This window comes from Streptomyces mobaraensis NBRC 13819 = DSM 40847, from assembly GCF_017916255.1.
GTDB classification, from domain to species: domain Bacteria; phylum Actinomycetota; class Actinomycetes; order Streptomycetales; family Streptomycetaceae; genus Streptomyces; species Streptomyces mobaraensis.
This window is the reverse complement of record NZ_CP072827.1, coordinates 5,522,387-5,534,709: the sequence shown is the minus strand read 5'-3', so window position 1 is coordinate 5,534,709 and position 12,323 is coordinate 5,522,387. Positions and strand designations below refer to the sequence as shown.

The following is a 12,323-nucleotide window of genomic DNA, read 5'->3' as shown; positions in this document are numbered from 1 at the left end:
GGGGGCGCCGGTCGCAACCGCCCAGTCCGCACGCGAGGGATTGATACTCCGGTGAGTCAGATCGTCGTCAAACGTCCGCCCCGGGTGCTGCCGCCCGAGCCCGACGCGGATGAGCTGCAGCTCGAATCCCCTCCCGAACTGCCCCGCGGGCAGCAGGAGGGCATGGCGATGCAGCTGCTGCCCATGCTCGGCATGGGCTCGTCGGTCGTCTTCTTCTTCATGCCCGGCACCCAGCCGTTCATGAAGGTCATGGGCGTGATGATGCTGCTGTCGACGGTCGCGATGGCCATCGCGCAGGTCGTCCGCTACCGCAAGGGCTCGCAGGGGGCGGCCGTCGACGGCCGGCGCGACTACCTCAAGTACCTGGCGCAGACCCGGCGGAAGGTGCGGCGCACGGCGCGGGCGCAGCGGGACGCGCAGTTCTATCTGCACCCCGGCCCGGAGCAGTTGTGGGCGCTGGTCGCCGAGCGCAGCCGGCTGTGGGAGCGGCGCGTCTCCGACAAGGACTTCGGACAGGTGCGGATCGGGCTGGGCCCGCAGCAGCTGTGGACGCCGCTGGTGGCGCCGACCACGGCGCCGGTGGACGAGCTGGAGCCGCTGTCGGCCGGTGCCATGCAGCAGTTCCTGGCGACGCACGGCTCGCTGGACGGGCTGCCGGTCGCGGTGTCGATGCGCGCCTTCTACCACGTGGTCGTCACCGGCGAGGCGGACGCCGTGCGGGGCGCCGCCCGGTCGATGGTGGCGGGCCTGGCCGCCCTGCACTCCCCCGACGACCTGGTGATCGCGGTGGTCGCGGACGGCGAGGCGGCGCCGGAGTGGGACTGGAGCAAGTGGCTGCCGCACACCCAGGCGCCCGGCACGGCCGACGGCGCGGGTACGAAGCGGCTGTTCAGCGACCACCTGCCGGAGGTGGAGGAGCTGCTGGGCAAGCGGCTGGAGGGACGCACCCGGTTCAGCCGGGACGCCCAGCCGCTGCTCGACCAGCCGCACGTCGTGGTGGTGCTGGACGGCGGCGCGGTGCCGCCGGAGTCGCTGCTCGCCTCGCCCGAGGGCCTGCAGGGCGTCACCGTCCTGGAGATCGCCCCGGGCGAGGAGGACGAGCCGCGCGGCGGGCTGTGCGTCACCGTCCGGCCGGGCGCGCTGCGCCTGGAGTCGGCGACCGCCGTCTACCAGGGCGTACCCGACGACCTGCCGGTGCCGGTCGCGGAGGCGCTCGCCCGGCAGATGGCCCCGCTCTGCCTGGGCGCCGCCGGGGACGACGAGGAACCGCTGCTGGCCAACCTGGAGTTCACCGACCTGCTGGGACTGGGCGACGCCGCCTCCGTGGACACGGCCACGACGTGGCGGCCGCGCTCGCGGGCCGACCGGCTGCGGGTGCCGATCGGCGTCGGCGAGGACGGCACGCCCGTCATGCTCGACCTCAAGGAGGCCGCGGAGGACGGCATGGGCCCGCACGGCCTCTGCGTCGGCGCCACCGGTTCCGGCAAGTCCGAGCTGCTGCGGACGCTGGTGCTGGGCCTGGCCGTCACCCATTCGTCCGAGAACCTGAACTTCGTCCTCGCCGACTTCAAGGGCGGCGCGACCTTCTCCGGCATGGCCGAGCTGCCGCACGTCGCGGCCGTCATCACCAACCTCGCCGACGACCTCACCCTCGTCGACCGCATGCGCGACTCCATCACCGGCGAGCTCCAGCGCCGCCAGGAGCTGCTGCGCGCCGCGGGCAACTACGCCAACCTCAACGACTACGAGAAGGCCCGGGCCGCGGGCGCGCCGCTGGAGCCGCTGGCCTCGCTGGTGCTGGTCATCGACGAGTTCAGCGAACTCCTCACGGCCAAGCCGGACTTCATCGACATGTTCATCCAGATCGGCCGCATCGGCCGGTCCCTGGGCGTGCACCTGCTGCTGGCCTCGCAGCGGCTGGAGGAGGGCCGGCTGCGCGGTCTGGACACCTACCTGTCGTACCGGATCGGTCTGCGGACCTTCTCCGCCGCCGAGTCCCGCACCGCGCTGGGCGTGCCGGACGCGTACCACCTGCCGTCCGTCCCCGGCTCCGGCTACCTGAAGTTCGGCACCGACGAGATGACGCGGTTCAAGGCCGCCTACGTGTCGGGCACGTACCGCGACGGCGCGGGCGCCCTGACGCGTACCGGACCGCTGCCCGCCGACCGCCGACCGGTGCTGTTCACGGCGGCGCCGGTGCCGGTCCGCTACCAGGCGCCGGACCCCGACTTCAGCTACACCCCGGCGCGGCCGGACGACGACGCGCTCGCCGACACCGTCCTCGACGTGATCGTCCGCCGGCTGGAGGGGCAGGGCCCGGCCGCCCACCAGGTGTGGCTGCCGCCGCTCAACAAGGCGCCCTCCATGGACCAGTTGCTCCCCCGCCTGACGGCCACCCCCGAGCGCGGCCTGCACTGCCCGGACCCGCAGACCACCGGCGGCCTGCGGGTGCCACTGGGCCTGCTGGACAAGCCGTTCGAGCAGCGGCGCGACGTGCTGGTCCGGGACTTCTCCGGCGCGGCCGGCCACATGCTGATCGTGGGCGGTCCGCGCTCCGGCAAGTCCACGCTGCTGCGCACCCTGGTCTCCGGGTTCGCGCTCACCCACACCCCGCACGAGGTGCAGTTCTACGGACTCGACTTCGGCGGCGGCGGGCTGAGCGCCGTCGAGGGGCTGCCGCACGTCGGCGGCATCGCCTCCCGGCTGGATCCGGAGAAGGTCCGCCGGACGGTCGCCGAGGTGACCGGCATCCTCAACCGGCGCGAGGAGTTCTTCCGCGACAACAGCATCGACTCCATCGCCACCTACCGCCGGCTGCGCGCCGCCGGCCGGCTGCCCGACCAGCCATGGGGCGACGTCTTCCTCGTCATCGACGGCTGGCAGACGTTCAAGACGGACTACGAGATGCTGGAGCCGTACATCGCCGACATCACCACGCGCGGTCTCGGCCTCGGCGTCCACCTCGTCGTCACCGTCTCCCGCTACATGGAGATGCGGGCCGCGCTCAAGGACCAGTTCCTGAGCCGACTGGAACTGCGGCTGGGCGACCCGCTCGACTCCGAGCTCGACCGGAAGATCGCCGTGAACGTCCCGGTGGGCGTGCCCGGCCGCGGTATCACCGCCGAGAAGCTGCACTTCCTGGCCGGTCTGCCGCGCATCGACGGCGGTTCGGGCGGCGGCGACGACCTCTCGGACGCCACCGCCGATTTCGTCAAGACGGCCGTGGACGCCTGGCCGGGCCCGCACGCGCCGCAGGTGCGGATGCTGCCGCGGATGCTGTCCGCCCGCGAACTGCCCGACGGGCACGCGCAGCCGGGCCGCGGCGTGGCCATCGGCCTCGACGAGATGAACCTCGCGCCCGTCTTCGTCAACTTCGACACCGACCCGTTCTTCGCGGTCTACGGCGAGAGCGAGTCCGGGAAGACAGCGCTGCTGCGGCTGCTGATCAAGCAGCTCACCGAGCGGTACTCGCCCGAGGAGGCGCTGTTCCTCGTCGCCGACTACCGGCGCAGCCTGCTGGAGTGCGTGCCGGAGCCCTACCTCGTGGGCTACGCCACCACCCAGAACGCGTTCGACGAGTACCTCACCGACATGAACACCCTGATCGGCAGCCGCATCCCGGGCACGGACGTGACCCCGCAGCAGCTCCGGGACCGCAGCTGGTGGAAGGGCCCGCGGGCGTTCATCATCGTCGACGACTACGACCTGGTCGCCACGTCTTCCGGCAACCCCATGGCGCAGCTCGTCGACAACCTGCCCTACGCGCGCGACGCCGGCGTCAACATCATCCTCGCCCGCAGCAGCGCGGGCGCCGGCCGCTCCGCGTACGAGCCGTTCATCCAGCGCTTCAAGGAGCTGGGTGCCCAGGGTGTGCTGCTGTCCGGCAACTCGAGCGAGGGCGAACTCCTCGGCAACGTCAAGCCGCGCCCGCTGCCGCCGGGCCGGGGTCTGTTCGTGTCGCGGCGGGGTGGGGCGTCGCTGGTGCAGACGGGGTGGGTGGCTTTGGCGGAGTAGGGGTGGTTCGGGGCGGGTGAGGGCGTGGAGGTCTCACGCCTTCACGCCTTCACGCCTTCACGCCTTCACGCCTTCACGCCTTGAGGCTCCAGGCGTCGACGAGTGTGTGGCGGCGGCGGTTGGTGAACGCTTCCAGGGCTCCGGTGCCGAGGTAGTAGGTGCCGGAGGGATGGAGGAGGAAGAAGCGGTCGGTCTCGTCCACGAGGTGGACCGACCCCTCGTACGTCTCGTAGGCCACGGGGAAGAGGCGCTGCCCGAGGTGCGCCGCGAGTTCCGCGACGTCCGCGGCGATCTCGACGTGTCCGCCGTCCGGTTCGGTGACGAGGTGCACCCGGTCCGAAAGGGGCAGGCGCAGGCCGCCGTAGGCGCGGAGGAACGACAGCGCCGGGCGCGACGGGGTGAGTTCCTCGCCCTGGTCGTGGAAGTCGCGGACGCGTCGGGCGACGCGCGGCGCGAGGACGTCCCCGATGTCGCGGCCGGGGTACCAGCCGTGGGCGGTGAGCCAGGCCGCGGTGGGGTCGGGGGTGGTGGGGCCAGGGGCGGTGGGGTCGGGGGCGACGGGGTCGGGGATGTTGGAGCCGGGGGCGGTGGGGTCTTCCCGTCCCGGCATGCCTCAGCCCTGCGACGTACCCGACGCGACCGACGCGGTGGCGGTGGCGGTCGTGTCCGATGTGCCGACGGGGGCGAGCACGCGCTGGCTCGCGTAGCCGGACAGTTCGTCGAGGGCACCGGCCAGGCCGTCGCCCTTCTCGAGGGCGGTGCGGGTCTTCGCCGTCAGCCGTACGCCGATGCCCTCGGCGCCCTGCCGGCCGGCGGAGACCGTGCAGGTCACGCCGGGGTGCGGGCGTCTTCCCGACGTGCCGGGGAGGAGCTCGACGGACTTCTCGGCCGCTCCGAGCGGGACCTCGCCCACGGCTTCGCGGACGTTCCCGAGAAGCGTTTCCGCGCTGTCGTCGAGCGAGCCCGGCGCGAGGCGGAAGACCTCGTCCAGCCGTACGGGTCCGTGCCCGCGCAGGCCGACGACACGGAAGCGGACGGCGCGGGTCGCGAGCAGGCCGTGCCGGTGCAGTACGTAGACGAGCACCATGCCGGTCTTGACCAGGTCCGCCACCACGTCCTCGGCCGGCAGGCGGCCGAGCCGCCAGCCCTGGTCGACGGCGGCGATCCGGCGCGGCGCACGGCCCTCGGCGAGGGCGGCCAGGCCCTCTTCCACGGAGTCCCCGAGGACCCACCAGCCCCCGGTGTCGGCGACGAACAGCCGCCCCTCCTCGTCGACGAAGAGCGGCGTCTCCGTGTCCGTGACCCCCAGCGGGAACAGCCGCACGCCGATCTCCCGGCCGAAGTCGGCCGCGGCACGGACGGTGAAGCGGGCCCGCGCCGGATCGACGACGCAGCCACGTGCCGCCACCTCGACCCCGGGACCGGCCGGCCGCACGGTCAGGCCGTGGAACGACCGCAGCGCGTTCTCCGCCGCGGGGAAGGGCTCCCAGGAGACGGTACCGTCCGGCGAGACGGTGCTGACCGCCGTCAGCATGCCGTGCAGGGCGTTGTATCCGGCGTCGCGTTCCGGCGACCAGCCCGCCGCTATCAGCGCTTCGCGACCTCGTCCTCTTCCGCTCATGGGCACTCTTCCGCTCATGGGCGACTGATCCCGACGCCCAGGCGGTCGAGGAGGGCGGTGCAGGAGCGGCAGGGCAGAGTGGTCTCCCCGTGCTCCGGGTCGCCCTCCTCGCGGATCTTCACCGACATCACCATCGCCCCGGCGAAGTGCGCGGCGCCCTCGTCGAGGCCGGTGTGCCCGCCGTCGCTCCGGCCCTCGTCCAACCCCCAGAACTGGTCGGACACGAGAGCGGATTCGGCGCAATAGCCGATGTAGGGCTCGCGGAGCTCAGGGGGCAGCGTGTCGAAGAAGTGCCGCACGGCCGGGTGGAGGTCGGGGGTGCCCGGGCCGGACAGGTTGGTCATGCTGAAAATCTTGCCTTGCACGAGCAGGCTCGCGGCGACGCCGGGGGAAATATCAGACATAGAAATCCTCCGCGTCCTGCATCAGCGTGCCCCGCAGCCGCTTCGCGAAAGCGCCCCAGGCGTCCTCGCCCACATAATAGCGGCCGCTCCAATGCTGATAGAAGCAGCGTCCCAGATCGTCCATGAGCAAGAATCCGGCTTCGGACGTCTCGCCTCCCACCGGGAACAACGGGCGTCCGAGGTCTTCTGAGAACTCCGCAAACTCCGCCGCATCGCCTTCGTATCCCACGGTGGGGTCGACGATCCAACGGATCTCCGGGGTTTCCGGATACGCAAGGTCCAAGCCGCCGAAGGAGTGCAGGAATCGCACCGATGCCTCGGAAGGCCGGAGCGGATGGCCTTGCCGTGTGCTGTCCTCCACCCGTTCCGCGATCAGCCGATCGGCCTGATCGCCGATGTCCCTCTCAGGGGACCAGCCATGACTTCTCAGCCATTCTTCGACAACCGACTTGGGGATTTCTGCTCCCACGGGGACTCCTCAACTACACCTGGACACTAAATGGGTGTGACACCCAGGGCGGGCAACATGTGTTCGCACGACCGGCACGGCGGTTTGTACTGCCCGTGCACCAACCCGATTTTCGGGACATCGCCGATCTGACGCGTGTGGACGACCGCTCCGGACAACGCCTTCTTCGCATCCTCAGCCGTCCTGATGGACTGCCCTGTCGGATCCATTTGATGAAGCCGGTCCGAGATGAGCGCCACTTCGGCGCACTTGCCGTGCCCCGCTCCCACTTTTCCGATCCTGCCCGCGTCGCTGTCAGCCCTGATGTCGTCCAGGACTTGCCCTAGCACGGGGTGCACCGCCGGGTGCTTGTTGGGATCGCCCTTGTACCGTTGGCTGGTCCCCGTGTGCGAGGTCACCACTCCATTGTGCAGGAGGCTTCCCGCGCAACCGGGCAGGGACCGTTCCTTGCCCACCTGCTCGGGCAGGGGCTCCTGGCGGCCATCGGGCGCAGGCGCATTCTTGCTGTCATCGGCAAGGTGCCGCGCCTCACGCTTCATGACGTCTCGCTGGCCCGCCTCGTCGAGATGCGCGACGTCCAGCGCATCACGCCGGTGGTGCCGCATCTTTCCAGCGCTCTGCCCGTGCCAGTCGGGCTGCGGGTTCATCGGCTGCCCCTGGGGACTCCCAGCACCGGGACCGCTACCGCCGGAGCCTCCCGAGCCACCTCCGCCCTTGCCGCCGCTTCCGCCGTTCCCGCCGCCCGAGCCGTTCGCCGGCTTCTGGTCGGGGTGGCGGTTCTTGACGCCGTCCATGCCGTCCTGGACGTGCTTGTCGTGCTTCTTCTGGGCCTTGCCCGCCTCGGAGAGGCCCTCGCCGACGTCATTCAGGTGCTTCTTGAGCTGCCCGTGCGCGTCACCGAGGGACTTCATCGCCTTCTCGGTGACCTCCTCGATCGCCTTGGCCAGCGAACCGCGGCCGCGCGTGCGGCCGAAGTGGTGGCGGGAGGCGTGGAGATGCTTGCCGCCCTTCTCCTCAAGGTGCTTGGAGTGCTCGTGCACCTTGCCGGTGAAGGTGTTGTGCTCGTGCTCGTCGAAGACGAGGTCACTGCCGCCACCGCCGCCCCCACCGGCACTCGCGAGGATGAGGCCGCCTCCCCCGCCGCCCCCACCCCCCGCGCTGGCGATCTTCAGGTTGTCCTTGCCGGCCTGGAGCGTCTGCTTGAGGTTGATGCCGTCCTGCGCACCGAGGCCGTCGGAGACGACCTGGACGACGAGGTCCGTCGTCATCGAGTCCAGGGCGGCGAAGACCGGCCCCGTCACCACGGACATCACTTCCTGCACAGCGGCCTCGGCCGCCCCCTTCAGGATGCGCTTGACGACCGTCCGCGTGACCGCGACACCACCCAGCGCGCCGAGCTCCGAAAGCCCCAGGGTGAACGGTGCGGCGGCCTGCGCCGTCGCCACCTCGGCCGCCAGGATGCCGAGTTGGACGATGGCCGCGCCCTTGGCACCGGCCACGACGACCGCCGCCGCGTCCAGGCCACCGGCCAGCAACCGTCCCGCCTCGGCGAGGTTGTGCAGGTGCTTGCCGTTGAGCTTGCGGACGTGTCCCTCGATGGCCTCCGTCATCTCACCGCGGTTGGTGGAGATGAGCCGGTTCAGAGCGACGTTGGAGTCTCCCCGGCCCGCGTCCACGTCGGTCGCGAAACCGCGGAGCGACTTGGCCATCTCGCGGTAGTCGTCCTCGTCGACGTTCGGCCAGTTGACGCCGATCAGGTCGAGCACGAAGGCCAATTTGTCCGGTAGGACGACTCCCATCTCTGTTCCCCCGTCAGAACACTGTCAAAATCCGAACCCTTCGACCTTAGGCAAGAATCCGTTGGTCCTCAATTTCGATACCCGTGGCGGAGCGCACACCTGCGCCGCGTGCCCTGGATCCCCTCGGGCACTTGCCGAAAGCCCCGGTGACGCTTGCCCGGTGGCCGGTAGCCTGACCGCGGGTCCACGGGTGTGGACCCGCGGCGTTCGTCATCCGTGCGGAAAGGAACTCCTCTGATGGCTACCCAGCGTGAGACGGAAGAGCTGTACGCCATGGACATCTCCGGCGTGGAATGGCTCAGCGCTCCGGACACCCCGACGAAGGAGCGCGTGGAAATCGCCTACCTCCCGGGCGGCGCCGTCGCCATGCGCAACTCCGAGGACCCGGACACGGTGCTGCGGTACACGGCGAGCGAGTGGCGGGCGTTCGTCCTGGGCGTGCGGGACGGCGAGTTCGACATCACGTGATGTGACGTGGCCCCCTGCCGTCTCCTGAGGAGCCGGCAAGGGGCCACGGTTGTCTCCGACGTCGCCCGACGTCGGTCAGGAACCGCCCGGTGGACGACCGCCGCCGGGCGGGGGCATCGGGGGCTGCGGGGGCTGCTGGGGCTGCTGCTGCGGGTACGGCGGATCCATCGGCGCCGTACCTCCGTACGGGCCCGCGGCGACGGCCGACTGCATCTGCTGCTTGCGCGCCCGGGCCTTGCGCCGCCCGCGACGCACCATGAGGGCCACCAGCACCGCGCCGGGCACGGCGACGGCTATGGCGCCGCCGATGAACCAGGGCAGGTTGTCGTCCTTGCCCTTGCCCTTGCTCTTCTTGCCGGTCGCGCCCGCGGGTTCGTGAGTGGCGGGAGCGGTCGGGCTCGCGCTCTTCCCGGACGACTTGTCGGCCTTCTCCGCGGCAGCGACCAGCGGGTTGACGTCAGGCGGGCCGGGGTCGCCCTTGTTCTCCAGCACGTTCTCGCGGGGACGGATCATGCCGTAGCCGACGTACTCGCTGGGCACCTTGCCGTGTGGCGGCCTGCCGGCGGTGTCCAGGAGGACGCGCAGGACTTGGTTGCCGGTCCACTTGGGGTGCAGGGACCAGACGAGGGCGGCGCTGGCGGAAGCAAGAGCGGTGGCGTGGCTGGTGCCCCTGCCACGGCAATACCCCGTTTTCCCCTCGCACACCGTGGGAATGTCGACCCCGGGAGCGGACAAGGCTACCTGCGGGCCATGCGTGGAGAACTTCCCCGTTCGCAGGCGCGTGTCGACAGCGCTGACCCCCACGACCCCGCGCGTCGCCGCCGGGTAGGAGGCGATATTGGTCCTGCTCCCCTCATTACCCACGGCCGCGAAAAGAAGCTTTCCTCGTTTGACCGCATAGTCGACGGCACGTTGGAGCTGCGCCTTGTGTTTGTCATCCACTGAGGCAGCGTCGCTGCCAATGGACATGCTGATGATTTTCGCATCACTGTCGGCCGCATACCTGATACCGTCGGCGATCGGCGAGGTGTCACCCAATCCCATCTTCATCTTCACAGGCAGGATGCGAACTCCGGGGGCGAGCCCCTTGACCTGCATATCGCTTTGCCCATCACCGGCGATGAGCGCCGACATGGCGGTCCCGTGAAGGTCACTGGCCTCGCGACCGTCGTCGCCCTCTCCACCGGAAATATAGCTCTTCCCGGGGAGGACTTTCCCCTGCAATTCCGGCTGGGAAGAGCGCACACCGGAGTCCAGCACCGCGACGGTGATGCCTTTTCCTGTGGTCTTTTCCCACATGCGCTCGGCCTGCATGGTCTCCAGGTACCACTGACCCTCGCGAACCGTTCCGGCATGCGCGGAGGGGGCGACCACGCCGCCGAAGGCAAGCAGAGAACTCAGGGAGGATGCCAAAACCAGCACTCGGCGACGAGCGCCCCTCATCATCATCTTCTTCACGTGTTCTCTGCTCACCATCCGGCGTCGTTACGGGTGTTACTGGACTACTGGGGGAACACTTTCGGGCCCGCCCCCGGTCCAAGTCTCCTCGTCTTCCGTCAGGTAGCCGGGCCCCTGGGAACGCTTGCGCTCCTTCTCCGCTCCACGCTTGTTCGTCCCAGCGGCGCTGCCCCCACGGACCAGCCCGCTCCCCCCCGGCGTGAACTCACGCCGAGATCCCTGGGCTCCGGAAGGCCCTTCCACGACACCACCAGGTTGCGACGCATATCGCTTCCCGGCACCGCCTGGCCCGCGAGAAGGAGAACTCGGGCCCATGCTCCCCGGAGCGCCCATCATTCCACGGCCCATTTGCTGAGACTCACCGCCGATGACAGTCCCGCGCGGAACCCCTCGGCCGCTCCCCGCCCCGGGCCCTGTCAAAGGCGTGCCGCCGATGACACCGGTATCGGTCCTCGGCAAGGCGGGTACCTTTCCGACCGCAGGGACACCGACGCGACCGGGACCGACGACACTCCGCCCTGGGCGGCCCGTGCTCACCGGCGAAGTCGGCGTGGTCTTGGGTCCGTTGCTTCCTTGCGGCCGGCTGTCTCCGGGGCGGGGATACCCCGGAAGGGTCGGCAGCGGAGGCATCGGCGGAACGGATCGAGTGGGGTCGCTAGGAGTGTGGGGCCCCGTGCTGGGTGGGATCGTCGGAGCAGGCGCGGGAGGCGCGGCCGGTCCACTGTCGATCCGGGTGCCTGTCGGGCCCTGGTCGGAGCCCGTACCGTCGTGCCCACCCGAAGGTACGTGCACCGGTCCCGTTCCGGTGTCACCAGGCGCAGGAGACGGAACATGTGCGCTTGGCGCGTCCGAGTACGAAGGACCGGTCGTGCGCGTTGCCGCGCCGCCCCCGCCCTCGGCGCCACCACCCGCCGCGGAGCTGTAAGGCTGCCCCCCACCGGAACCGCCGGCGGCGGATCCACCAGACGAGCTATACGGCTCGTCCCACTCGCCATCCCCGAAACCCGCCTTGCCCGGCATCGGGCGGAGCTCCGGAAATTCCAGCCCCCGAAGCGTGGCCTCGGCCCTGACGCATTTGTCCGCCGCCGTCTTGACGGAACCGTGCATGACCGCGTCACGCAGCTTGGACACCGCCTTGAGGCGAGCTTTTTCCTTGTCCGCGTCCGCATAGCACTGTGCGACGTCGCCGGGCGGCGTTTTCATGATCTCTTCGGCGGCAACCTTGATGTCGCCGCCGGCTTCGATCATCTCCTTGCCCGTCACTCCGGCGACATGGGCCAGCTTGATGATCTGTTTGGCGAAGGCGTCGCCCCACTCGCGGAAGGCATCGCCGCCGGCGCCCTTCCACTCCGTTCGGCCGACATGCCGCTTCAGTTCCTCGCCGATGCTTTCGATCTCCGGCTTGGCCGCCTCCAGGGCGTGGCCCTTGCCGCTCAGCTCCTCGCCCTTGGTGTTGATGAACGCGTAATAGATTTCCTCGAAGGACATGTCTTTTACGCTCTTACGGTCACCCATGGTCTTCCTCCCCCCGCGTCACGGTGTGGCCTGGTCGGAGGATTCCTCTCCTCCGCCCTGCCCGGAGTGGTCCCCGGACGTGTTTTGCTTTCCGGCCTGCGCCTGCTGCTTCAGCTTCTGCTGCTGTTCCCAGTTCTCGATGGACCGCTTCTGGATCGCGGCGAGCCGCCGGGAGTGTTCGCGGTCGACGTTCTTGTAGTCGCGGTCCGCCATGCCCACCGCGAGGCTCATGGCCTCCAGCTGGTCGCCCAGCATCTGGGACAGAAGTTCCAGCCGCTGGTGGACCCTGTCATACGCGTCCGACAGGGCCTGCGCCTCCCCGAAGCTTCCGAACGCCTCCTTGCTGACCTTCTGGTCGGCGATGTGCTTGTGCGAGGCCGCGGACTTGTCCAGCTTGCCGAGGAGGCGGTCCACACGCTTTTTCAGGCCCTGCAGGTTGTCCTCGTCGCCCACATCCAGGTCCGACGGACTGCCACCGCCCCCGCCGTGCTGTGCCGGATCCCCGGATCCCATGAGTCAGCCCCCTGTTGGTGAATGTGCATGCACGATGAAGTCTGTTGGAAACGCCCGTGGGC

10 protein-coding genes are annotated in these 12,323 nt (G+C 69.9%); 2 read left to right on the top strand and 8 right to left on the bottom strand.

Annotated features, from left to right (window positions below; genetic code table 11):
* The first annotated feature begins 51 nt into the window (after window positions 1-51).
* A complete protein-coding gene (locus J7W19_RS23990; RefSeq protein ID WP_004947555.1) occupies window positions 52-4,014 on the top strand; it encodes a type VII secretion protein EccC in 3,963 nt (1,320 codons plus the stop codon).
* 73 nt (window positions 4,015-4,087) lie between these two features.
* Here J7W19_RS23990 and J7W19_RS23985 read toward each other — a convergent pair whose 3' ends face one another.
* Genes J7W19_RS23985 through J7W19_RS23965 form a run of 5 tightly spaced genes read right to left on the bottom strand, consistent with a single transcriptional unit; the run spans window position 4,088 to window position 8,274 of the window.
* Window positions 4,088-4,624 (bottom strand): SUKH-3 domain-containing protein, encoded by a 537-nt coding sequence (locus J7W19_RS23985; RefSeq protein ID WP_004947558.1) that lies wholly within the window; start codon window positions 4,622-4,624, stop codon window positions 4,088-4,090.
* A gap of 3 nt (window positions 4,625-4,627) precedes the next feature.
* A complete protein-coding gene (locus J7W19_RS23980; protein ID WP_004947561.1) occupies window positions 4,628-5,635 on the bottom strand; it encodes an SUKH-3 domain-containing protein in 1,008 nt (335 codons plus the stop codon).
* Between the two features lie 14 nt (window positions 5,636-5,649).
* Window positions 5,650-6,039 carry a YwqJ-related putative deaminase gene (locus J7W19_RS23975; protein WP_004947564.1) on the bottom strand — a complete coding sequence of 130 codons (390 nt, stop codon included), beginning with the start codon at window positions 6,037-6,039 and terminating at the stop codon, window positions 5,650-5,652.
* Window positions 6,032-6,508: an SUKH-3 domain-containing protein gene (locus J7W19_RS23970; protein ID WP_004947567.1), complete on the bottom strand. Its 477-nt coding sequence runs from the start codon at window positions 6,506-6,508 to the stop codon at window positions 6,032-6,034. Before J7W19_RS23970 ends, J7W19_RS23975 begins: the two co-directional genes overlap by 8 nt.
* A 26-nt stretch (window positions 6,509-6,534) precedes the next feature.
* Entirely contained in the window at window positions 6,535-8,274 is a 1,740-nt protein-coding gene (locus J7W19_RS23965; RefSeq protein ID WP_158688794.1) for a YwqJ-related putative deaminase, read from the bottom strand.
* A gap of 270 nt (window positions 8,275-8,544) precedes the next feature.
* Between J7W19_RS23965 and J7W19_RS23960 the strand changes: the two genes are divergently transcribed.
* A complete protein-coding gene (locus J7W19_RS23960; RefSeq protein WP_004947576.1) occupies window positions 8,545-8,775 on the top strand; it encodes a DUF397 domain-containing protein in 231 nt (76 codons plus the stop codon).
* Between the two features lie 75 nt (window positions 8,776-8,850).
* Here J7W19_RS23960 and J7W19_RS23955 read toward each other — a convergent pair whose 3' ends face one another.
* From J7W19_RS23955 to J7W19_RS23945, 3 genes are read right to left on the bottom strand one after another with little or no spacing between them, the layout of a single operon-like run.
* Window positions 8,851-10,224: a S8 family serine peptidase gene (locus J7W19_RS23955; protein WP_233478303.1), complete on the bottom strand. Its 1,374-nt coding sequence runs from the start codon at window positions 10,222-10,224 to the stop codon at window positions 8,851-8,853.
* A 45-nt stretch (window positions 10,225-10,269) separates the two neighbouring features.
* Window positions 10,270-11,748, bottom strand: coding sequence for a hypothetical protein (locus J7W19_RS23950; RefSeq protein ID WP_152266233.1), 1,479 nt, complete (start codon window positions 11,746-11,748; stop codon window positions 10,270-10,272).
* An 18-nt stretch (window positions 11,749-11,766) separates the two neighbouring features.
* Window positions 11,767-12,261, bottom strand: coding sequence for a hypothetical protein (locus J7W19_RS23945; RefSeq protein ID WP_004947582.1), 495 nt, complete (start codon window positions 12,259-12,261; stop codon window positions 11,767-11,769).
* Window positions 12,262-12,323 lie beyond the last annotated feature (62 nt).